Genomic DNA, 22,115 nt, shown 5'->3' with positions numbered 1-22,115 from the left:
CATATTAAACGTCCTGGGGAGTGTTAAATAAACCATACGTGTCAAGTTTAGAAGCAAGGGTTAGAAAATTTAATGAACTTAAGGTTAGTCTTTCTATACCTGTCTTTCACAAGACCCCCTGCGAAACAACGTGAAGCAAGTTGCTGATAAAATCTGGTAAGAAATCCCCAGCTCAAAAATTATTAAAAACTATGCCGCAAATTCACAATTCCGGCAATAATATTATACCCCTTCTCCCAATAATCAAAATGATTCATGAGAAGGTAGAATCAACAGCCAGGCGGAAAGATTTAAAGAACGGGATATTTTTCCTTGCTCTATTTTAATAGGAAACCACTGGTGCTCAATTTATTAAAATCAGGAGAATACGTCCGAGATTCCCGCAAGTATTCCAGTGCAATAAGCAGCATACTCTCCCCGCTCAGTTTATTTTTTCTACCGCCTTTAGCCTTCTTTTCCTTATTTGCCTTCCATAAAATCTCTCTCCTTTTTTGCAATATCCATACTCATAATCCTCCGTATTATCTATTCCAGATTCATCAATATATACCAGATTATCAGGAGCTTACGTTGCTATAACTTTCAAGAATTCTGCTCGTTTTTCTTTGCTTCTTTCTTTGTATCCATAGGTCTTTTTTTCGTGTAAATCCAATATTTTTGAGGGCAGGGTGGATCGTTTGGCGGCTGATATTGCCCCAAAGTTCAGCCATCTCTGATTGAGTTTTACCTCCATGTTTTTTTGCAAATTCAGTGAACGCATTCCTGTCGGTAATTTTATGATTATAGCCTACACTTCCCGGCTTTTTCGATGCAAAACTCCCGTTTCTTTGCGCCTTACTTGTCATTCGTACAAAGTTGTTTCTCCTATTTTAAATCTTTTTGCCACAACTGCCCTGCTTGCTCCTTGCGTCCAGAGCTTCCATTGCTTTTTTCCTTAAATCATAACTATATGCTGCTGACATTCAATACTCCTCATATCCTAAATCCTTAGCTTACACTATTTGGATTATTGGGAGAAGGAGTATAATTTGGCAAATACTATAGTTGATTCAAAATTAATTAAGTAGCAGTACTATTTATACATAAGTAATTTGACTGGAGGGTGCGAATGACTGGCCATAGCTTAGGTGATACAGCACACGAAGATGAAATAAACCAATTAGTGGAAAGTGGGTTTGACATCAATTCAAAAGACGCAAACGAGACCACTCTTTTACATAAATTCACAAAGAAAGGCAATGTTATTGGGGTAAAGTCGTTATTAGAGCACGAGGCAGATTTTAACGTAACAGATAACGAAAATCGTAATCCATTGCACTATGCTATTATACATGGACATAAGAAAATTGCTAAACTTCTTATTAATCAACTGACAATTAATTCCAGAGATAAAAATGGATTTACTCCATTGCATCTTGCCGCACTACGGGATGACACAGAGCTAATAGACTTTTTGATAGCGAATATGGGGCAAAAATTAATGAAAAAGATGCTCAAGAGGGCTATACTCCGCTTCATATAGCTTCACTTTATGGCTCTAAAAAAAGTGTACAAATCTTGATTGATAATGGAGCAAATCTTGAATCTGAGGATAATAATTTACACACACCTTTGTTTTCAACTCTTTGTCAATGTACTGCACATTATGAAAGTAGGGCAGAGATTATAAAATACCTGATAAAAAAAGGTGCAAATGTAGAAACAAAAGATGCAGAGAACAATACCACGCTTTTCTTAGCAGCATATCATAACAAAATGCAAATAGTTAAACTAATTGCTAGAAAGCAAATAGCCAAAAACAAAGCTAAGTTTAAAGAATTTATCTGCATAAAAAATAACCAAGGTTTTGATTCGCTCGATTGTGCAATTGAACATAATAATAAGAAAATAATAACGTTCCTTGTCTCAAAAGGTATAGATCCAAATGATCAAGATTTTAAAGGTAATTCTCGGTTGCATAAGGCTAGTCATAATGGTGATATTAATGCGGTCAAGCTTTTATTGAAGTTCAAAGTAGATGCTAATGCTGCTACTAAATGCAACAGAACACCTTTGCTTCTAGCAGTTAAAAAAGGCTATGTAAAAATTGTGAAAACGTTATTGGAAGCTAGGGCCAACACGAATATTCACGAAAAACAAGGATTTACTTCTCTACACCTGGCTGTTCAAAAGGATTATTTTGATATAGCTCAGATGTTAATAGAAAAAGGAGCAGACCTTAACATTAAATGTAATGACGGTGATACTGCAATAGATATGTTTATTAGAAAAGCTTGTAGCAAGGAAAGTCTTCAAGAAAATCATAAAAAGTTTTGTAGATTTTTGGTCCTTTACCTAAAAGAACGATGCAGTAAAGACAAAGTCTTTTACACATTTTTCACTTTGGCTTTAAGCTTAACAATCCTGGGTTTGCCATTTATTTTTCGGCCTGTGAAAAAATATATAGAAAAAAGTAAAGCTTACGAAAAAACAAAGGCTATGCTGGAAAGCTTGTTCTACATCTAAGTGTAACCAAAATTAAATATCAACATCGTGCACATTGAGTGCATTATTATTGATAAAATCGCGACGTGGTTCAACTATATCACCCATTAATACTGAGAATATAGAGTCGGCCTCTTCACAATCTTTTATTTCAACCTTAAGCAAAGTTCTAGCTTCAGGATTTAATGTAGTGTCCCACAGTTGGTCAGCATTCATTTCACCAAGACCCTTAAACCTCTGCAAAGTTAAGCCTTTTTTACCATAGTCCATGATTAATTTTGCAAGTGCACTCGGAGATGTAATTTTTATTTCAGTTTCTTGTGATTTTAAAAACGAATCACCATTAAATAAGTCAATTATTCCATCAAGAGTACTAAGTATATTTTGTACTTCTTTACTTTCAAGCATGCTAGTAGCAAATATATATTTGTCCGCCAATCCTTGAAATAACTTAGAGACGTGAATTTCTTCATCTTTTATTTCTACTTCCCAAGTGTATTCGCCGTACATTAATTTTAAATATTTTAATATCTCATCAGCAGATGATAGGGCATTTTTTCTGCTTAAAATTAGCAACGACTCTAACAAATTTTGTGGTACTTCTCTGTCGTAATTTTTACTAATATTTGAAATATCAAGGCATTTATTCAAAATGAATCGCAAATCATTGGATTCCGTGGCTGCACCACTTAATGTTAATCTTTTAACTGCTGAGTTCACTATGTAATCGTTAAAACTTTCATCATCTTTTATGTAAGTATCTTTAGCATTTTTTGTAACTTTATAGAGAGGTGGCTGCGCTATGTATAAATATCCCTTATCAATTATTTCACGCATATATCTAAAAAAGAAAGTTAAAATCAAAGTTCTGATATGTGAGCCATCAACATCCGCATCTGTCATGATAATAATCTTGTGATATCTAACTTTCTCAACATCAAAATGTTCGCTCCCTATTCCAGCACCAATTGCAGTAATTAGAGAACCAATTTCTGCAGATGAAAAAATACGATCTAGACCTGCACGCTCTACATTGAGAATTTTCCCTTTCAAAGCAAGCACAGCTTGTGTTTTACGATCACGACCTTGTTTTGCAGAACCACCTGCAGAATTACCTTCTACTATAAATAACTCTGACAACGCGGAAGATTTCTCCTGGCAATCAGCCAATTTTCCAGGAAGAGTTGCAATATCAATACTATTTTTACTTTTTACTAATTCACGTGCCTTTCGTGCAGCTTCTCTGCCTTTTGCTGACCTAATTGCTCTTTCTACAATACTACTTGCCAATTTTGGATCAGTTTCAAGTATTGTGCTTAATTTGTCAGAAACTATACTTTCCACAACAGTACGCGCTTCTGAACTCACTAATTTATCTTTTGTTTGTGAAGAAAATTTAGGATCAGGCATTTTGATGGATAAAACACAAGTTAGCCCTTCTCTAACATCTTCCCCTGTTAAACTTACTTTTGCTTTTTTCAAAAAGCCTTCATTAGCTGCATAGTTATTAATACACCGAGTTAAAGCAGATCTAAACCCTGCAAGATGAGTGCCACCATCGCGTTGCCGTATATTATTTGTAAAGCACAGCATGTTTTCATAGTAGGAATCATTCCATTCCATTGAGATTTCTAAACTTATACCAAGATCTTCTTCATCACCTTTTATGCTTGCAATCTTAGTTACAGGTGTCTTATTTTTATCCAAATACTGCACAAAATTTGCCGTACCAAAATTTCCCCCTGACTGATCAGTCTGATTGAAATGAGACTCTGTTGGTGGGTTATTACGTAAATCACGTAAATTAATACTAATGCTTGAATTTAAAAACGCTAATTCTCTTATGTGGCTTTCAAGAGTTGAGAAACTAAAATTAATACCATTAAAAGTCTCTGTTGATGGCATAAAAGTGACTTTAGTTCCTCTTTTATTTGTGTTTTCATTTACTATTTTTAAAGGCTGAGTAGAATCACCATTTTCAAAACGAATGAAATGTTCTTTTTTATTGCGCCAAATAGTGAGCTCTAACCAGCTTGATAGTGCATTTACAACTGAAATTCCAACTCCATGCAAACCACCAGAAACTTTATATGTATTGTTATCAAATTTACCGCCAGCATGGAGTTGAGTCATTATTACTTCTGCTGCTGATATTCCCTCTTCTTCATGAATATCAGTTGGAATGCCACGACCATTATCAGTTACGGATACTGAACCATCTTCATTAATGCTAATTTCGATTTTATCACAATATCCGGCTAAAGATTCATCTATTGCGTTATCAACAACCTCATACACCATATGATGTAAGCCAGATCCATCATCAGTATCACCGATGTACATACCTGGACGTTTTCTTACGGCATCAAGGCCCCTAAGGATTTTTATTGAATCAGCGTTATAACTATTTTCCATTAAATTGTTTTGTTTATGATGTTAACTAAATATTACATTCAGATATACTGATTAGCAACCTTTTTAACCTATAACCTGACAAAGAGAAATTCTACTACTGCTAAGCTATGATGGTTAGACCTAAAATAGTTGACTTCCTCACCAGAATACATAACAACTGAACTGTGTATAGTACTTTCTAATACAAGTGATAAACTTCCATAATCGCCTTACCAACCAAAAGGTGTAGATTATCCTGCTGATGCATGCGAGTCCTGAGCCAGCTTTTAATCGTATGCCAGCAATGCTCAATTGGATTCAGATCTGGTGAGTACGTAGGAAGATAGAGCAAATAGCAACCTATAGATTCTATTAATTCCCTTGTTTTAGCGGTTTTATGAAAAGCAGCATTATCCATAATTATAGTTGTACCAACAGGCAACTTTGGTAGCAATATTTGCTCCAGCTACGCATTGAATACATCCTTATCGCACCCTCCAGTGAAGGTCATGGGCGCAATAAAATTTTTCTTAATCCACCCACCTGTCATACTGATTCTCTCGCGTTTTTTGCCCGTAATGTCTGCATAAATTTTCTCCCCCTCGTGGAGCTCTTCCATATTCTGGGTATAGCCTATTATCGACTCCTGCTTCATCTATATACACAATGCTTTCATGGTCTATTTTGGCAACTTTTTCGACAAATTTTTGCCTATCTTCGTGGTTCCGCTCTCGGTAAAGCGTGGTCTTTTTTTTCTTGTGATTTTAACTGCTTCAGCCTATACCAGATCGAATTTATCCCAAATCCTAGGTTTTGTTTCATCTCCATTAGCGTCTGATCTGGGTGTTTTTTAACATACTCTTTCAGCATTTTTGGATCTATTTTTCTTATAAAACCACTCATTTTTGCTGGTTTTAAGCTCTCACCTGCAGCCTTCTTTTTTAGCCATCTGTATAACGTTGCTATTCCTATCTCCAAAAGTTCTGCAACCTCTTCCTTTGGCTTTCCTTTTTTAACCAAAGATACTGCTTTCTCTCTTAAATCAACACTGTATACCATCACTTTTCCTACATGCCTAAATGGTCATTATACAGTTATCATTTGCTTTGGAAAGTACTATAGTCTAGGTTGGAGGAAATTGTGAGTCAAGAACAACTAGATGATCAGCTTATTGATGCTGCTCTTGAAGGTAACTTAGATAAGGTTTGTAACTTGCTAGCAGCGGGAGCAAATCCTAATACTTTAACTACAACATTTACTGCCCCTCTATTCATTGCTGCTGATATAGGCGATGCAGAAATGATAAGGGTTATGGTAAAAGCTGGTGCAAAAGTTAATATGCGAATTGATAGTTATCGAGACGTTCATACTTTTCAATTTGGTAGCTGCTCTGTTCTTACTAGAAATCAGGCTCCTTTGCATGTTGCTATTTGCAAAGGCCGTACAGATGCAGTAAATGCTCTGTTAAAGTTGGGTGCAAATGTTTTTACAACGTGTGGTTCCAATAAAAACAAACTGGCTCTTTATTTGGCTGTTGAAGTTTTTCAACTGAATGTTGCTATTCGCGAGGGCCGTACAGATGAAGTAAATGCTCTGTCAAAGTTGGGTGCAAATGAAGCTGTTCAATGTCAAAAAAAGCGAGAAGATACTGCAAGAGATATAGCAGAAGTTATGATAAGGCAGGCTTTAAGTACATTCTACCATGAAACAAAAATTACACTCGAAGATGGACAATCCGTAAGATTCAACTCGCAAATAACACCAAGTTGGACAAAGGATTCTGAACTATTCAAGTATTGGGGTAACTGTAGGGATAAGATTCGTGAAATGTAGAATGAGAAGATTGGCAACAGCAGTGTGTCATTTTACCAATTCTTATTTGCAACTGATCCAAGTGAGTTGGCAGATTATTTATCGAATGCAAACATACGAAAAGCATTGAAAAGAGGTGAAAATATAGAGAGATGGAAAAACGCCTACCCTCTATATGCTAATGAGATAGAAAGCATTATACAAAGCCAATATAAGAAAGGAATGGAGACAAGAGAGTTGTTGAGTAGAAGTGTAGGGGTTGTTAAATGTTATCTTGCTAAAGAAGGTGCTAAGAAAGAAGATGTTGAACTAGAAAGAGTTTGTCCCAGACGCCTAGAAGAAATGTTAGCTGAAACAGCAAGAAGTATTCTAACAGATGCGTATGTGAAAAGGTTGATGAAATCGAAAACCAATATATTTTAAAATAGATTTCAGCTCATGGAACTCCTACGCTATCAAAATAATCAATAGACCCCCTGCGAAACAACGTGAAGCAAGTTGCTGATAAAATCTGGTAAGAAATCCCCAGCCCAAAAATTATTAAAAACCATGCCGCAAATTCACAATACCCGCAATAATATTAAATCTCAAGTTGTATTTCTTCTGAAAATTGCGGTAAATATTTGACATAATCTTAAAAATTTTGATCTCTCTAATCTTATTTTCCACACGCATCCTGAACGATGCCAACTTTCGATTATGCTCCTTTTGCACCTCCGTTAGTGGCTTTTTACGGTATTTTTTGTACGGAATCACAACATTTTTCTGCAGTTTTTGCCAACCTTGATAGCCAGAATCAGCATATTTTATGCTATCTTTGGCCAACAATTTTTCCTGTTTCCTTATGCGAAAATCGTGAATTCGACCTCGATGTGACTTTGAAACCGACAAAATCTGCCCATTTCCCTCAATCACAATTTCGGTTTTTATTGTGGTCATTTTTTTCTTTCTGGAATAAGATTTTTTACGTTTTTTTGCGTCTTTTGGCCGCTGTATCGGTTGCTCCGTGACATCTGCTAAAATTTTTAAATCCTTTCTGGAGTCAGCGTTCTATCCTTTTTTATAGTAATTTTTTGGCCAATAATGGCTCCATTTTCTTCAAAAGTCGGCAAATATTTGAGTTGTGCAAATTAAACAAAAACCCTAAAAATGGATGCGTTATGTACGTTCTGTAATAAATTAGAACACATAAAATCCTGTCTTCTAGCTCCTCAACATGCGATTTTCTTCCGTGACATTTCTTTTTCGCCTCCATTTTTTCCCACTCTGGACGCACTTTTGCCACAATTTTTTCAAATTCAGATGTTGTGAGCCCTGTCAATTGTCTAAAAATATATGGTGTTTTTGCTATTTTTACGTAACTTATTGCCATCTTCCCTCTTCTAAACTTTCATTTTACATGCTTTTTAGTCGTTTTTACCTACTTTCTGCCTTTTCGCAGGGGGTCTAATAGAAATGGTATCCGTTCAGGGAAGCGGTAAAAAGCCATTAACGGAGGTGCAAAAGGAGCATAATCGAAAGTTGGCATCGTTCAGGATGCGTGTGGAAAATAAAATTCGCGAGATAAAAATCTTCAAAATAATGTCAAATGTTTACCGCAATTTTCAGAAGAAATACAACTTGAGATTTAATATTATTGCGGATATTGTGAATTTGCGGCATGGGTTTTAATCTTACTTCTTAATGTTTTTATCTAATCTAATATTCTAAATTTTCATCCCTTGATTCGCAGCAGGTCTATTGAATTTGTTACTTCGTGCTAAAATAATGGAGTATGTCTCCCCATTACTCAATAGCAATTACAGTATGTCCAATGTTTTACAAGTAGGACCAATCTGCTAGAGAAGCACTTGTTGGAGTAGAAACTATTTTTTGGCTTTTCTTTACTAAATCTACTAAATATAATTTGGAATTATTAAATGATTCTGTTTTTGTAAAAATAATTTCTCTATTATTTGGTAACCACGCCGGAGATTCAATCTTGTGTCCTTCTGAAAGCAAACGTTCTTCTTTGCCATTTGGCTTCATGACCCCTATATAGAATTTTCCTGATTGAGTTTTGGTAAAAGCGATTAAATCACCTTTTGGTGACCAAACAGGTGTTGCATATCTCCCTTTTCCAAAACTAATTCTTTTAGGTTTTTTATCTTTTTTAGTAAAATCTATAATGTACAGTTGCTGGCTTCCACTTATATCAGAACTGAAAACCATATATTTTTGATCTGGAGAAAATGAAGGAGAGGTGCTGATAGCTGAGTTTTTAGTGATTTTTTTTGTGTACTTACTGTTTAAATCTAAAGATAATATATTAGTTTCACCATCGGATGAGTGGGAGATTAAAAGAGATTTACCATCAGGAGAAAATCTTGGAGCAGAAATGACACCTTCAAATGCGCTAATAACTGATTCAGTGTTGTCTTTTAAATTTCTTAGTATTATATAGCTTTTACCATTTGAATATGAAATATAAACGATGCTTTTTCCATTTGGTGAAAATCTCGGCGTTGATACAAATTTATCGCCGTTTGTTAAATATTTTATATTACTTCCATCTTGATTCATAACAGCAACTTTACGTACAGATTTGTCATTACTATCTTTTTCTTCAGCGATATACGTAATTTTTGTGTTGAAATGCCCTTTCTCGCCAATTAATCTATCATGTATTGTATCTGAAATAAGATGACCAATTTTTCTCCAGTCTTTTGCTGAAAAGATAATTGAATCAGTAAGAAGCTCTCTTTTCGTAAAGGTATCAAGCAATCGAAACGACACCTCTAATGCACTACCTGATATTTCACTTAAATCTACTGTAAGTAGTATATCACTTTTCCAAGATTTGGATGATCTGACCTCAGTTTCTACACCACTCTTTACATTAAATAAGCCACAATTAGACAAATTTGTTTCAATGATTTTTGTGATACTTTTGCTTAATTCACTTTCCAGATCCGTTTCACATGTACACTGAGATACAACAAGACTAATGTTATCAACACTGTTTTTTTTTATATCAACATATAAAGCAGCTTTTGCAAAATAAGGAATAAATAACGAAATAAGTAATACTAGCTGAACGAATATCTTCATTCTTTCATTTCATACCTGTTCTATTTGAACCTCGACTATAGGTCTCTTTAGTAAATATTCCTTTAATATGCCAAATATTGAGCTCTCAATCTTGCTTTTAATTTTTTTTGTCTGCTGTAAACTAAACGCTGACTCAACTTTCTTGATTATTTCTTTTACAATGGCTGTATCTTCTAGTATTTCAAAAACACCAGGTGCAAATACTTTAGGTCTCGCTAATAATTTATTTTTTCTGTCCACAATTGCTGTAACTACAATTACTCCAGCATCTCTCATTCTTGCGCGCATTTTTATAACACTGCTTTCTGGATGACGTAACAACAGTCCATCAATACCGAAGTACTCTACGTCAACTGAATCAACTATTTCTCCGTTCTCCAAATTAACAGCATCACCTGGTGCAATCATTATTGCTTTTGGGACACCACACTCTTTAGCAAACTTTACGTGCGCCTGCGTATGAATATACTCACCATGTACAGGAATGGACATTCTCGGTTTTATTAAAGAGTACATTTCCTTTAGTTCGTCTCTTGTTGGATGCCCAGAAGCGTGGACATGCTCTGTTTTTTCAGTAACAACTTCTACTCCCATCTCAATAAAAGAATTGAGCATATTATGTGCACGGGTTTCATTTCCAGGAATGATTTTTGATGAAAAGATCATTGTGTCACCTTGCTGCATTTTAAAAGCTTGATGACTCTTATTAGCAAGTCTTGCAGTTGCTGCAAGTGGCTCTCCTTGACAACCAGTGCAAAGCAGCACAAGTTTGTCTCTTGGATAATTCTCTGCTTCTTTTGCCTCTAGAAATTCAGGACAATCTCCTAAATAACTACTATTTTGTGCAACTTTTACTATTCTCCATAAAGATCTACCAAGCAAAACTACTTTTCTATTTAGTGCTTGTGCAGCTTTAGCAATAGTCTCAATACGTGCTACATTTGAAGCAAATAGTGACACAGCAACTAATTTTTTAGATCGCTTGATTACATTATAAATATTATTATAAACTCCACCTTCTGACTCAGGATGGTGTTTGCTTAATATATTTGTCGAATCACATACTGTTGCAAGAAGATCACCTTTATCGCCAATTTCTTTTAAACGCTTGATATTGGAAGTTAGACCAACTACCGGCTTAGGATCAAATTTCCAATCTCCTGTATGCAGCGCACTACCCACTTCAGTACTAATTAATATTGAATTTGCCTCTGGAACTGAGTGAGTAATGTTTATAAACTCTACAGTAAATGGACCCAAATCTATAGTGCCATTTATACCTACCTCTTTCACAGGCACTTTACCATCCAGTCGAAATTCCTTTAGCTTTTCCTTTAGGAAATTAACCGTAAACTTTGTTGTAAATATTGGGCACTGAAGCTCTTCCCACAGGTGTGGAACTGCACCACAGTGATCTTCGTGTGCATGTGTAATAATTATTCCAAGCAAATCTTTTTTTCTTTGAGCGATAAAATCTACATCAGCGATTAATAGTTCAACACCCGGCATAGTTTCATCTGCGAAACCTATACCAAGGTCGATCATAATCCACTTGCCTTGGTAATGGTATAGGCTAACATTCATCCCAATTCTTCCCACTCCACCGAGTGGAAGAAATAAAAATTCATTTTTGTTTATATTCATTAATCTTAAACTATTTAAAATGTGAGGATAGCAAAACTTCAGTTTTAAATAAAGAGATTTATATAATTTAAAGGAATATAAAGAACGCTTTGCAAAATCCTAGCATGGCTAATTAGGCATGTGCAGGAGTTATTCCTCTTCCACAAGCTCTTCTTGGCCAGCCACTTCTCCACCAATCTCTTTTATTTTTAATATCAATGATTCTGGTACATACATATCAATTACGTCCTCTATTTTCACAAACAAAGCTTGATAAGAATGTGAGTTGATTATCCAATTAGGCAATACGTCCTCTGCTTCTATTTTAGACTGCTCTTCTTTTTTATCGTATACTGTGTAGCAATACAAGTGCACAGCAAAAAATAGTACATAAGAAAGCAATACTCCTCTAAAAACTCCAAGAAAGATTCCAGTAACTCTGTCAATAAATCCCAACCTTATTGGGGATAGTATGTACATTAGCCAGTTGTTTATTATTATGAATACAAGATTCAATATAATAAATACAGAAGCTGTGGAGAGTATGTTTAGCGTAACTTTAGAATCAAAATATTTGCTATAATTGATGGTAAAGAAATCGTAATGGTTAGCTGTAAGGAAGACTGACAAAAATAAAAACATTAGTGCGCATAACTCTTTTATAAAACCCCTAGTTACCGAGATTATTACGCATAGAACAATAATGAAAATAATCAAGCAGTCGAAAAGCATACTTTATATCTATATGGTTTTCAGAACATAGTAATTATAAATAACAAGCTTGTAAAATTAATTGTATTTATGTTGCATCAGTTGGTCCAAATACCTGGCGATCATGTCAACTTCTAAATTCAGACAGTCATTTACTTTATTATACTGAAAAGTTGTATTCTCCCATGTGTATGGAATGATGTTTACAGTAAACTCCTGATTAACAACTGAGTTCACTGTGAGAGAAACACCATCCAGTGTCACTGATCCTTTTTTCGCTATAAATTTAATTAATTCTTGTGGGCTTGATAGCGTGATTTCATGAGAATTTAAATTTTGCTTAATTGTTGAAATTTTTACTATCCCGTCAACATGACCTTGAACTAAATGGCCATCGATTCTATCACTCAGCCTCATTGCTTGTTCAAGATTTATTTTTTTGTCTACTGTCCATGTATTTAAGTTCGTGATTTTTATGGTTTCGTGAGATGCTTGAACTGTAAATATATCGCTCATTATATCGACAACAGTTAAACACACGCCTGAGCAGGCTATTGAATCTCCTTTATTTATAGAGGATAAATTTTGTGTTTTTATATGGAAGATTTGATCAGAATCAGAACTAGTAGTGATATCGATTATAGTTCCAATGTCTGTGATAATTCCTTTAAACATATAGCTAAATAAGTAATTTTATCATGAAAAATCTTTTAAAACAGCCTGTTTATATTGTGAGTAAACTTAAGTGCGAGAAGGATGTTTATTCAAATTTACCTGTCCAATAGATTCTACAGAATATTCAGAACGTACAAAGTCAGCCAAATTTACAACACATAACAAGATTAGTATTGGTAACCCTATGTTCAATGTCAACCCAATGTATTCTCTTTTTCCTTCCTGTACTAAACTCTGTAAAATTGGTACTTTTCCAAGTGGCAGATGCCATAAGCAAAGTATTGATATAGAGACCCCTATAACAAACAAGCAGAAATAAGCTTCTTTTGAGGAGAATACAGTCCCTAACGATGATTTGAAGGCAGTATTAGTGGCTGGTGGAGTTCTAGCTTTCTTTGCTTTTGCTGCTGATAGAGGGCGTGAAGCTTGATGAGTAGTAGTTTCAGGTTGTGTGGGAGGCTGTGAGTTAATCCTATCAAGTACTAGTGCAGACAATTGCATTTTTTTCATTTACCCTCTCTTCTAAATATTTTGCATCAAATTGTACTTCAAGCTTAAGTATATTGAATACTTCTTCGAGTGTTTCTATCTTATCTCGATTTTTATCTTCACAAAAAATGCTATTAAATACTGTATCAAATATACGAGAAAATGTTTTTCGATCTTGATCTGTATAATTTTTCATTACTTTAATGAATATTTCATCTAGTGCTTTATCATTATTATTTTTCATCGCATCTTGAGCTTTCTTTTGTGCAAAGTTATATAATTCTTGTATTTCACTTTTATTTACACTAGATATGCATGAAAAATTACTACGCTGAATTGAGCAATTCAGCATTTCTTTCTTTCGCTCTATTTGTTGCATTAAGTAATTCTTATTAAATTCCAAACTGAAATCTTTCAAAGTGTTTAATATATCTTCTTCTGAGACCTCGCGTTTTTTGGAAATATCTTTTAAAAATATGGTTTTAAAAACTGATTCAGTTATTTCCATTAAAAGTTTCGGATATTTTGGATTGTGGTATGCTACTACTGTTTCACAAAATATTTCATCAAGCGTTTTTTGTTTGTCATTAGCCTTGATTTCATTTGATATCATTTCTGTTCTAGCATAACCATTAGCTAGCGCAATAATCTTTTGTGCTTGTATGTCGTCATCATTAATTATTCCAAGAGATCTTTTTACTCTTTGCGTGAGTGTAGGTTCTGCTGTGATATGTTCCTTTTTTGTGCGATTCTCTTCCACTTGTGTTAATTTATGTTCTGCTGTGATATCCTTGTTTTCTGTGTGATTTTCTTTCACTTCAGAACTACTTGTTTCATTTTTTTTAGGTGCTAAATTCTTTTCTTCTCTTACTTCATCCTGCTTTGCCTCTTGTGGCTCTGGGTGATAAGTTATAGCCAGAAGTTTTTGTGTAGAAAGCTTTGGTGTTCTTGAAAAAAATAACCTTATTACATCATTTAAAAAATTAGATAATGGGAAGAAAATTCTATATTTTGGTATGTTATTTTCTATTGCAGCAGTCACTACTGGAGCTTTACAATTTATTTCTCTTGCTACTCTAAAGCTAAATGACCCTGTAAATGGCACAACTTGTTTATTTTGTGCAGTTTCTTGCTGAGTCTCTGCTACCTGCAGCGCAACTTGGCTTTGCTCATTATTTTTTGCCTGTTTTAGTTTTTCTTTTAAATCTGCTTCAATTTTGTGCAAATTATCTAGATTAATATCTTTAATGTTTGCTCGTAGTTTTATTGTTATTCCTTGCTGCAAAACTTTTAATATTTCTTGCTTTATAGCTATACCAAAATTCTGTGCATTGATTTCGCTTCCAAAGATTCCTCTAAAAATGCTCCAAACAAACATGCGGATTTCTTCATCTTCAGCATCTCTTTTATTTCCTACAACATTGTGACAAGCTTTACTGAGAGATGCGCTTACCTTATCCGTAGCCGCATTAGCAATTTTTCTAAACCAGTTTTTTTTGTCAGAAACAGGCTGCAATCCTTCTATCTCAAACTTAAAAATTTCTCCCTGTTTTAGGCAAGGTTTAAGAAAAATTATTAAACCTTTTATCTTATGAAAAATTTTTGCATGTACTTTTTGAGGATTTGAATTTACTTCTGGATTTAACTCAAGCTTAAATGAAAACTCCTGCATATTGTTTTTAATGCTTTCCGAGCTAATAGTTCCAATCTCGATTATCTCATCAGAAAATGCTTTGCCTATGTCCTCAGATTTCTTTTGAAAGAACTGAGGCAAATCTTCTATTGTATACTTCTTATTAGTTTCAGCGTTACTATTGGGCATAGCAGATATAGTTTATTTATTAATATAAAGCTAAATAAATTAACATAATTAGTCAATAAGTTAATAGCCAGAAATATAATAATTTTTTAGGTTATTGATGATATTCAAGATTTTCCTATAATTAAAGTTTGAGCTGGCGTTTTAAGAATGGATAAAGAGCTATTTGGTGAAATACCTTTGCTTGAAGATAAGGCAATTTCTGAAATTGAGAGTGCTTCTTCTTTGCAAGATTTAGAAAAAGTTAGGCTGTCATACTTAGGAAAAAAGGGAACAGTTAAAGCTTATTTTGATAATTTAAAAAAGATAGAAAATATAGAAAAAAAGCGCAGCTTAGGCGAAATCATCAATGCTTTACGTGACAAATTGGACTGCCTTATAAGGGATAGAGAAAACACACTAAAAATCAAAGAAATTAACTCTAAATTGCAAAGTGAAGCAGTTGATATCACATTGCCTGTTAGACCAGAAAAAATTGGCAGGATTCATCCACTCAGCAAGGTTACAAATGAGATAAAACTCATTTTTGCACACATGGGTTTTAGTGCAGTTGATGGTCCTGACATTGAAGATGAGTTTCATGTGTTTGACGCGCTAAATACTCCGAGTCATCACCCTGCTCGAGAAGAGCAAGACACCTTTTATTTAAAGAACAAAATGAATGGTAAAAGAATGGTGCTTCGCACTCATACATCGTCTGTGCAGATTAGAACTATGGAGAAAGCAAAGAGCTTTCCAATTAAAATAGTTGCACCTGGTAGAGTGTATAGAAATGATTTTGATGCAACTCACACTCCAATGTTCCATCAGATAGAGGGGTTATACGTAAATGAAAATGTCAATATGGGCCAGTTAAAATTTACTATTCATCACTTTCTTAATGAGTTTTTTGGAGATAAGGGCCTAAAGATACGTTTTCGAAATAGTTTTTTCCCTTTTACTGAGCCTTCTGCAGAGGTGGATATAAGTTATAAAGGTAGTAAATGGATAGAAGTGCTTGGATGTGGAATGGTGCATCCGAATGTCTTTCAGAATGTTGGGATAGATCATACTAAATACAATGGTTTCGCATTTGGCATTGGCATAGAAAGGCTGGCAATGCTAAAATATCAAATTGATGACCTAAGAAGTTTTTATGACAATAAAATCAATTGGCTTAATCACTATGGTTTTCATTTTTCATCTCTAAGCTAAATAGTGAGTAAAGTTCATACAGTAATCGTACTTGCTGCTGGGCATGGCAAGCGAATGAACTCAAATGTACCTAAGGTGTTGCACAAGATAGGCAACTTTTCCATGCTTGAACATGTGATTTACAGCTCAAAACAATTAAGCCCTGAAAATATAGCGGTTGTAGTTGATCAGCCTTTGGTTGAAAAATTACAGGACTTTGAAAATATACAGCTAATTACACAAGAATCAATGCTTGGCACAGGCAATGCAGTCAAAACTGCAATGAGAAATCTCAAAGAACTGCCAGATCTCGGCATTGTAGTTATTCAGTATGCAGATACTCCACTTATCAAAAACAGCACAATAACCAAGATGATAAATTGTTTAAAAGATAAAGCTCTCGTTTGCCTTGGTTTTAAGGATCACAACAAAGAATATGGTAGGCTAATTATTGAGAATTGCTCCTTAAAAGAGATCGTAGAAGCAAAGAATAGTAGAGATAATGACGGAGAGTTCTTAGCCAATGCTGGGGTAATGGTTACCTATGCAAAAAATTTACGTGAATTAGTAGAGAAAATAGAATGTAATAATTTAATTAATGAATACTACCTAACTGATATAGTTTCAATTGCAGTGAAAAATGGTTTGAGTGTTGGTTATGCTACTACTGGTGAAGAAGAGGCAACTGGGATAAATAATAGAAATGACCTTATAAAGGCTGAGTTTTACTTTCAAGAGAATAAAAGAAAAATTTTTACCGACTCGGGAGTAACGTTGGTTGCTCCAGAAACTATTTTTTTTTCTCTTGATACACAAATTGCTAAAGATTCAATTATTGATCCATATGTTTTTTTTGGTCCTGATGTGAAAATTGAGCCTGGTGTAAAAATATTGTCGTTTTCACATTTAGAAAGTTGTTTAATCAAAAGTGGTGCTACTATTGGTCCATTTGCAAGAATAAGTAAAAACACAACTATAGGTGAAAATTCAGTAATAGGGAATTTTGTGGAAATAAAAACAAGTGAAATTGGTGAAAATACTAAGGCAAAACATTTGAGTTACATGGGAAATACTAAAGTAGGGCGTGAAAGTAATATCGGTGCTGGAGCAGTTGTTTGTAACTACGATGGAAAAAATAAGCATGAAACAAACATAGGCAATAATTGCTTTATTGGTGCAAATAGCTCACTCATTGCACCACTTAATATTTACGATAATTCTACAGTTGCTGCGGGTAGTATTATAGTTGAGGATGTGCCAGAAAAAAGCCTTGCGATAGCAAGAGAAAAACAGGTGATTAAGAAAATAAAATAATTCAGTTATATGATGTAATTATATTATTTTTAATATTTATATGTTCATATATGCATATAAATATTTAGAGGGTAAAATAATGAAAAAATTACTTGCTTTAGCTGTATTATCTACTGTTTCTTTTGCGGCACCATGTTTTGGAGTTGATTTTATTAGGGATAGAGTCTACACCACTGCCATTAAGTTAAGAGAAAAGGATGGACTATATTAATAAATCAAGTAAAATTCCTAAACTTAAAGGAAAAATAATATGAGTAAAAAAAACAATAATCGAATTCATAAAAAATAAATTGATAAGTTTAAACTTTATAAATGATCACAAAGTATCACCAAAAGACTTTCTACGAAAAAGAAAATTGCCTTTTATTGATGTATTCATTTTGATTTTCAGAAAAAGTGTGAAATCATTACAAGTGATGCTCAATGAATTTATTCTGTACACGATGAGAGATTATACAGTTACTGCAAGTGCTTTTACCCAAGTAAGACAGAAGCTAAAGTATACTGCATTTTCAGAACTTAATGATGATGTAGTTTCCCTATATTACCAGGATCAGGAGTTTAAAACTCACCATGGTTTCAGGGTACTTGCATTTGATGCTTCTATATTAATTCTACCAAAAAGTGATGAGGTAATAGAGGAGTTTGGCTCAAGAGCAGTATGGAATGGAGTTCAGAGGTTTGAAGATTATACAAGTGCAACCTTTGAAGCTTGTTATGATGTGCTAAATAATATTGCAATAAAATCGGTGTTAAGTAGAGGTGACAGTTATGAAGTTGATTTAGCAACCGATATGCTTGAAGGCCTCAGTTCAGATGACTTACTAATCTGTGATAGAGGGTATGTATCTTATCGATTTATTGCCGAGCTTACGGAAAGGAAAATTAATTATGTAATTCGTTGTCCAAGTTCATCTTTTAGTGAAGTAAACGATATGTTTAAGCCGGGCAGTCCCTCTAGTACAATAGCAGTAGCTACTGCACCTATTAAAGTGGCAAGGCAGCTAAGAAAGCTAGGATTACCTGATGAAATGGAATTTAGGCTAGTTAAAATCATACTTTCCTCTGGTGAAATTGAAGTGCTAATTACATCATTATTAGATGAGCAGCAATTTAAGGTTGAGGAATTTGAAGAGTTATACTACTTACGTTGGGGAATAGAAACATTTTTTTCTAAACTCAAAGGAAGGTTAGGCTTAGAGAATTTTACAGGTAAAAGTGTTGAAACTATTAAGCAGGATTTTTGGTCAACCATTTTTATTAGCAACCTAGAAAGTATTATGACAGAAGATGTAGAAGAGGCATTGAATGCAGACCTAGCTGATAGTAAGCTTGAAAAAAGCATTAATAAATCTGTTTCATTTAATGCAATTAAAAACTTAGCTTTCGATATTTTTTCTACAGAATCGGACATGGATTGCGTTATGGAGCAATTATCTAAGTTATTTTTAACAAACACTTTAGTTGTAAGGAAGGGGAGGAAAGTTGATCTTCATAAGATATCTGATGTTCGTTCACTCAATTACCAAAAAAGGGCTAGAAAACACGTATTTTGAATACTACCCTACTCATTTCTGAAAGACAGTATTCCTGGAGCAACTTTTGTCAAATCTTCTGTAAAATGACTTTTAAATAAGCTATTTCTTAACTAATTTACATCTAAGAGTTTATCTACTTTAAAGTTTGCTCTATTTTGTTTTAGCATTTGCCATAACTCCTTAATCACTACAAACTTTTTTGTTCAATTTTTAGCCATTCCTTCCTTAACTTAATAGCAGTGGATTTGGAGTTCACCCTTTTTCACAACCTTAGACCCCCTGCAAAAAGGTAGAAAGTAGGTAAAAACGACTAAAAAGCATGTAAAATGAAAATTTTAGAAGAGTAAAATGGCAATAAGTTACGTGAAAATAGCAAAAACACCATATGTTTTTAGACAATTGACAGGGCTTACAACATCTGAATTTGAAAAAATCGTGGAAAAAGTCCGTCCAGAATGGGAAAAACTTGAGAAAAAAAAGAAATGTCATGGAAGAAAATCGCATGTTGAGGAGCTAGAAGACAGGATTTTATGTGTTCTAATTTATTACAGAACGTACATAACGGATCCATTTTTGGGCTTTTTGTTTAATTTGCATAACTCAAATATTTGTCGACTTTTGAAGAAAATGGAGCCATTATTAGCTAAAAAAATTACTATAAAAAAGGATAGAACGCTGACTCCAGAGAGGATTTAAAAATTTTAGCAGACGTCACAGAGCAACCGATACAGCGTCCGAAAGACAGCAAAAAACGTAAGAAAAGTTATTCCGGAAAAAAGAAAACAACCACGATAAAAACCGAAATTGTGATTGAGGGAAATGGGCAAATTTTGTCGATTTCGAAGTCGCATAGAGGTCGAATGCATGATTTTAGGATACGAAAGCAGGAGAGAATGCTGCCAGAAGAAGCGTATGTTTACGAAAAGCAACGATTATAGCTTCCTCCTCATTGGTTAAAACCGTTGATCTTGGCTGCTTTGGGCCCATTGTGACATCTTTAGTGAATAAGCGTTTTTTCCATTTTATAATGGTCTTTGGTATAGTGCTCAGCAAGCTTTGCTATGCTCTCTTGACTATTTTGCATTGCTCTTGCTACTTCCTCTGTTGTTCTGGCGCACCCATGTAACCACAACTCCTCCTTTAATGGTAACTTCTAATATATTATGCCATTATACTCTGGGACTGTACATCTAACCACAACTCCTCCTTTGATGATAATTTCTCATATATTATGCCATTATACTTTTATCATTTGCTTTAGAAAGTGCTATATGTAGAGTTTATAAGCTTAATAAAATAATGTATACTTCAACTGATTTAAGAATTACTTTGTTACATGCAAAATTTTGAAATATTAGAAGAGCTAAAAGTTAAAGCATTAGAAGCTGAAAAAGGAGGAGGCACTGACCGAATTAACAAGCAACATGAGAAAGGAAAATTAACTGCGAGAGAAAGGCTTAGTGTATTGCTCGATGAAAATTCATTTGAGGAATACGATAAATTCGTAAAACATCAGACAACTGATTTTGGCATGCAAAATGCCAATTTTTTGGGTGACGGTGTTGTGATTGGCTATGGCACTATTTTCGGTAAGAAAGTTTTTGTTTACTCTCAGGATTTTACTGTTTTTGGTGGGTCCCTTGGCACATCTCATGCAAAAAAGATATGCAAAATTATGGATATGGCAATTAATGCCAGAGTTCCAATCATTGGGCTAAACGATTCCGGCGGTGCCAGAATTCAGGAGGGAGTAAATTCCCTCGCCGGTTATGGAGAAATTTTTCAAAGAAATGTAGATGCATCAGGTGTTATACCACAGATTTCTTTAATTATGGGTCCATGTGCAGGTGGTGCAGTTTATTCTCCAGCGCTAACTGATTTTACATTCATGGTAAAAAATAGCTCATATATGTTCATAACAGGACCAGATGTAGTGAAAAAAGTCACATACGAGGACATAAGCCACGAAAGCCTTGGTGGGGCTAAAGTTCATACGAGCAAAACAGGGGTAGCAGACTTTGCGTTCAACAATGACATTGAAATGCTATTCAAGGTGCGTGAATTCTTTACTTTTTTACCAGCAAACAACCAAGAGTCACCAAAATCTGTACCAAATTGTGGTTCAGTTGATGATGATGGCATTGAGGAATCTTTAAATACTCTCATCCCTAGCAACCCTAACACTCCTTATAATATGTATGAACTCATTGAAAAAGTTTGTGATGAAAGGAAGTTCTTCGAACTAAAGCCCGATTTCGCTCGCAATATCATAATCGGTTTTGGTAGAATTGGCGGCAATACGATTGGTATTGTTGCAAATCAACCTATGCACCTTGCAGGATGTTTGGATATTGACTCTGCGAGAAAAGCTGCACGATTTGTTAGATTTTGTGACGCATTTAACATCCCTATCATCACGCTTATTGATGTTCCAGGATTTTTACCAGGCACGAATCAAGAATATAATAATATAATACAACACGGAGCAAAATTACTTTATGCTTATGCTGAAGCAACCGTGCCAAAGATTAGTTTAATCACTAGAAAAGCGTATGGCGGCGCATATATCGTAATGAACTCGAAGCATTTAAAAGGCGATATGAATTATGCTTGGCCAACTGCTGAAATAGCTGTTATGGGTCCTGAAAGTGCAGTTGAAATTATATTTCGACATGAAAAAGATCATCAGACATTAATTAAAGAGTATAAAGAAAAATTTGCTAATCCATTTTTCGCTGCATCACATGGGTATATTGATGATATAATAACGCCAAGTAAAACAAGGTATCACTTCCATAAAGCATTAGAGCTACTGAAAAATAAGAAAATTGAAAGATTATGGAAAAAGCACGATAATCTTCCCCTGTAACCTTAAATAGATAGAGCTAGCTCAGGTAAATTTTTCCCGATTTTTGAAAAATAAAGTCAATAGCAGCGTTAATATCTGGCCAAAAAGTTGGTAGAATTTTTCTCATAGTATGTTTTAGATATAC

Annotated in this window: 19 protein-coding genes and 7 pseudogenes; 11 read left to right on the top strand and 15 right to left on the bottom strand. The window is 34.4% G+C overall.

The window, feature by feature from the left end; genetic code table 11:
• Positions 1-253 precede the first annotated feature (253 nt).
• The 3 pseudogenes from AAGD89_RS07305 to AAGD89_RS07300 form a co-directional block, all read right to left on the bottom strand.
• Positions 254-371 (bottom strand): annotated as a pseudogene (locus tag AAGD89_RS07305) (IS630 family transposase); the annotation flags it as partial.
• Positions 366-494 (bottom strand): annotated as a pseudogene (locus AAGD89_RS04605) (IS5/IS1182 family transposase); the annotation flags it as partial. The pseudogenes AAGD89_RS04605 and AAGD89_RS07305, both read right to left, overlap by 6 nt.
• Positions 473-962, bottom strand: a pseudogene (locus tag AAGD89_RS07300) (IS630 transposase-related protein); the annotation flags it as partial. The pseudogenes AAGD89_RS04605 and AAGD89_RS07300, both read right to left, overlap by 22 nt.
• 146 nt (positions 963-1,108) lie before the next feature.
• Between AAGD89_RS07300 and AAGD89_RS04595 the strand changes: the two are divergent.
• On the top strand, positions 1,109-1,522 hold the full coding sequence (locus AAGD89_RS04595) for an ankyrin repeat domain-containing protein (RefSeq protein WP_341807929.1): 414 nt from the start codon (positions 1,109-1,111) through the stop codon (positions 1,520-1,522).
• On the top strand, positions 1,477-2,505 hold the full coding sequence (locus tag AAGD89_RS04590; protein WP_341808926.1) for an ankyrin repeat domain-containing protein: 1,029 nt from the start codon (positions 1,477-1,479) through the stop codon (positions 2,503-2,505). Before AAGD89_RS04595 ends, AAGD89_RS04590 begins: the two co-directional genes overlap by 46 nt.
• Positions 2,506-2,517: 12 nt before the next feature.
• On the opposite strand, the gene gyrB is transcribed toward AAGD89_RS04590, so the two are convergent.
• From gyrB to AAGD89_RS04575, 4 genes are all read right to left on the bottom strand, one after another.
• The gene (gyrB, locus tag AAGD89_RS04585) at positions 2,518-4,899 is read right to left on the bottom strand and encodes a DNA topoisomerase (ATP-hydrolyzing) subunit B (RefSeq protein WP_341807928.1); all 2,382 of its coding nucleotides are present in this window, start codon (positions 4,897-4,899) and stop codon (positions 2,518-2,520) included.
• Positions 4,900-5,077: 178 nt separating this feature from the next.
• Positions 5,078-5,296: a transposase gene (locus tag AAGD89_RS07295; RefSeq protein WP_410541844.1), complete on the bottom strand. Its 219-nt coding sequence runs from the start codon at positions 5,294-5,296 to the stop codon at positions 5,078-5,080.
• A gap of 48 nt (positions 5,297-5,344) precedes the next feature.
• Complete coding sequence (locus AAGD89_RS04580; RefSeq protein WP_341807927.1) at positions 5,345-5,533, bottom strand: hypothetical protein; 189 nt, start codon at positions 5,531-5,533, stop codon at positions 5,345-5,347.
• Positions 5,534-5,589: 56 nt separating this feature from the next.
• Positions 5,590-5,937 (bottom strand): IS630 transposase-related protein, encoded by a 348-nt coding sequence (locus tag AAGD89_RS04575; protein WP_341807926.1) that lies wholly within the window; start codon positions 5,935-5,937, stop codon positions 5,590-5,592.
• Positions 5,938-6,018: 81 nt separating this feature from the next.
• On the opposite strand from AAGD89_RS04575, the gene AAGD89_RS04570 reads away from it, so the two are divergent.
• Entirely contained in the window at positions 6,019-6,711 is a 693-nt protein-coding gene (locus AAGD89_RS04570; protein WP_341807925.1) for an ankyrin repeat domain-containing protein, read from the top strand.
• Positions 6,712-6,735: 24 nt separating this feature from the next.
• Complete coding sequence (locus AAGD89_RS04565; RefSeq protein ID WP_341807924.1) at positions 6,736-7,113, top strand: hypothetical protein; 378 nt, start codon at positions 6,736-6,738, stop codon at positions 7,111-7,113.
• Between the two features lie 117 nt (positions 7,114-7,230).
• Here the strand turns inward: AAGD89_RS04565 and AAGD89_RS04560 are convergent.
• Positions 7,231-8,062, bottom strand: a pseudogene (locus AAGD89_RS04560) (transposase family protein).
• A gap of 101 nt (positions 8,063-8,163) precedes the next feature.
• On the opposite strand from AAGD89_RS04560, the pseudogene AAGD89_RS04555 reads away from it, so the two are divergent.
• Positions 8,164-8,361: pseudogene (locus AAGD89_RS04555) on the top strand (transposase family protein); the annotation flags it as partial.
• A 147-nt stretch (positions 8,362-8,508) separates the two neighbouring features.
• Here AAGD89_RS04555 and AAGD89_RS04550 read toward each other — a convergent pair.
• The 6 genes from AAGD89_RS04550 to AAGD89_RS04525 form a co-directional block, all read right to left on the bottom strand.
• Complete coding sequence (locus AAGD89_RS04550) at positions 8,509-9,780, bottom strand: protein TolB (RefSeq protein WP_341807923.1); 1,272 nt, start codon at positions 9,778-9,780, stop codon at positions 8,509-8,511.
• Positions 9,781-9,789: 9 nt separating this feature from the next.
• On the bottom strand, positions 9,790-11,424 hold the full coding sequence (locus AAGD89_RS04545) for a ribonuclease J (protein ID WP_341807922.1): 1,635 nt from the start codon (positions 11,422-11,424) through the stop codon (positions 9,790-9,792).
• A 129-nt stretch (positions 11,425-11,553) separates the two neighbouring features.
• Positions 11,554-12,135, bottom strand: a complete 582-nt coding sequence (locus AAGD89_RS04540) for a CvpA family protein (RefSeq protein ID WP_341807921.1) — start codon at positions 12,133-12,135, stop codon at positions 11,554-11,556.
• A 57-nt stretch (positions 12,136-12,192) separates the two neighbouring features.
• Positions 12,193-12,789: a riboflavin synthase gene (locus AAGD89_RS04535; protein ID WP_341807920.1), complete on the bottom strand. Its 597-nt coding sequence runs from the start codon at positions 12,787-12,789 to the stop codon at positions 12,193-12,195.
• Between the two features lie 66 nt (positions 12,790-12,855).
• Positions 12,856-13,299 carry a hypothetical protein gene (locus AAGD89_RS04530; RefSeq protein WP_341807919.1) on the bottom strand — a complete coding sequence of 148 codons (444 nt, stop codon included), beginning with the start codon at positions 13,297-13,299 and terminating at the stop codon, positions 12,856-12,858.
• Positions 13,265-15,100: a hypothetical protein gene (locus AAGD89_RS04525; protein ID WP_341807918.1), complete on the bottom strand. Its 1,836-nt coding sequence runs from the start codon at positions 15,098-15,100 to the stop codon at positions 13,265-13,267. The genes AAGD89_RS04530 and AAGD89_RS04525 overlap by 35 nt, the downstream gene beginning before the upstream one ends.
• 147 nt (positions 15,101-15,247) lie before the next feature.
• Between AAGD89_RS04525 and pheS the strand changes: the two genes are divergently transcribed.
• From pheS to AAGD89_RS04500, 5 genes and pseudogenes are all read left to right on the top strand, one after another.
• Positions 15,248-16,291, top strand: coding sequence for a phenylalanine--tRNA ligase subunit alpha (gene pheS / locus AAGD89_RS04520; RefSeq protein WP_341807917.1), 1,044 nt, complete (start codon positions 15,248-15,250; stop codon positions 16,289-16,291).
• A gap of 54 nt (positions 16,292-16,345) precedes the next feature.
• On the top strand, positions 16,346-17,584 hold the full coding sequence (locus tag AAGD89_RS04515) for an NTP transferase domain-containing protein (RefSeq protein WP_410541874.1): 1,239 nt from the start codon (positions 16,346-16,348) through the stop codon (positions 17,582-17,584).
• Between the two features lie 79 nt (positions 17,585-17,663).
• Positions 17,664-17,795: a hypothetical protein gene (locus tag AAGD89_RS04510; RefSeq protein WP_341807916.1), complete on the top strand. Its 132-nt coding sequence runs from the start codon at positions 17,664-17,666 to the stop codon at positions 17,793-17,795.
• 58 nt (positions 17,796-17,853) lie between these two features.
• Positions 17,854-19,140, top strand: coding sequence for an IS4 family transposase (locus AAGD89_RS04505; RefSeq protein WP_341808904.1), 1,287 nt, complete (start codon positions 17,854-17,856; stop codon positions 19,138-19,140).
• A gap of 330 nt (positions 19,141-19,470) precedes the next feature.
• Positions 19,471-20,033, top strand: a pseudogene (locus AAGD89_RS04500) (transposase family protein); the annotation flags it as partial.
• Here the strand turns inward: AAGD89_RS04500 and AAGD89_RS04495 are convergent.
• Positions 20,026-20,206 (bottom strand): annotated as a pseudogene (locus tag AAGD89_RS04495) (IS481 family transposase); the annotation flags it as partial. The pseudogenes AAGD89_RS04500 and AAGD89_RS04495 sit on opposite strands and share 8 nt — an antisense overlap.
• Positions 20,207-20,458: 252 nt before the next feature.
• On the opposite strand from AAGD89_RS04495, the gene AAGD89_RS04490 reads away from it, so the two are divergent.
• Positions 20,459-21,991: an acyl-CoA carboxylase subunit beta gene (locus AAGD89_RS04490; protein ID WP_341807915.1), complete on the top strand. Its 1,533-nt coding sequence runs from the start codon at positions 20,459-20,461 to the stop codon at positions 21,989-21,991.
• Positions 21,992-22,115: the final 124 nt, after the last annotated feature.

The sequence above is a fragment of the Wolbachia endosymbiont (group E) of Neria commutata genome (genome assembly GCF_964026735.1).
Taxonomy (GTDB): domain Bacteria; phylum Pseudomonadota; class Alphaproteobacteria; order Rickettsiales; family Anaplasmataceae; genus Wolbachia.
The sequence above is the reverse complement of the archived record's forward strand: the minus strand, read 5'-3'. Positions and strand labels throughout refer to the sequence as shown.

Coding starts and splice junctions, on each gene's coding strand:
- AAGD89_RS04595 (WP_341807929.1), top strand. CDS start 1,109: ATGACTGGCCATAGCTTAGGTGATACAGCACACGAAGATGAAATAAAC.
- gyrB (WP_341807928.1), bottom strand. CDS start 4,899: ATGGAAAATAGTTATAACGCTGATTCAATAAAAATCCTTAGGGGCCTT.
- AAGD89_RS07295 (WP_410541844.1), bottom strand. CDS start 5,296: ATGGATAATGCTGCTTTTCATAAAACCGCTAAAACAAGGGAATTAATA.
- AAGD89_RS04580 (WP_341807927.1), bottom strand. CDS start 5,533: ATGAAGCAGGAGTCGATAATAGGCTATACCCAGAATATGGAAGAGCTC.
- AAGD89_RS04575 (WP_341807926.1), bottom strand. CDS start 5,937: ATGGTATACAGTGTTGATTTAAGAGAGAAAGCAGTATCTTTGGTTAAA.
- AAGD89_RS04550 (WP_341807923.1), bottom strand. CDS start 9,780: ATGAAGATATTCGTTCAGCTAGTATTACTTATTTCGTTATTTATTCCT.
- AAGD89_RS04545 (WP_341807922.1), bottom strand. CDS start 11,424: ATGAATATAAACAAAAATGAATTTTTATTTCTTCCACTCGGTGGAGTG.
- AAGD89_RS04540 (WP_341807921.1), bottom strand. CDS start 12,135: ATGCTTTTCGACTGCTTGATTATTTTCATTATTGTTCTATGCGTAATA.
- AAGD89_RS04535 (WP_341807920.1), bottom strand. CDS start 12,789: ATGTTTAAAGGAATTATCACAGACATTGGAACTATAATCGATATCACT.
- AAGD89_RS04530 (WP_341807919.1), bottom strand. CDS start 13,299: ATGAAAAAAATGCAATTGTCTGCACTAGTACTTGATAGGATTAACTCA.
- AAGD89_RS04525 (WP_341807918.1), bottom strand. CDS start 15,100: ATGCCCAATAGTAACGCTGAAACTAATAAGAAGTATACAATAGAAGAT.
- pheS (WP_341807917.1), top strand. CDS start 15,248: ATGGATAAAGAGCTATTTGGTGAAATACCTTTGCTTGAAGATAAGGCA.
- AAGD89_RS04515 (WP_410541874.1), top strand. CDS start 16,346: ATGAACTCAAATGTACCTAAGGTGTTGCACAAGATAGGCAACTTTTCC.
- AAGD89_RS04510 (WP_341807916.1), top strand. CDS start 17,664: ATGAAAAAATTACTTGCTTTAGCTGTATTATCTACTGTTTCTTTTGCG.
- AAGD89_RS04490 (WP_341807915.1), top strand. CDS start 20,459: ATGCAAAATTTTGAAATATTAGAAGAGCTAAAAGTTAAAGCATTAGAA.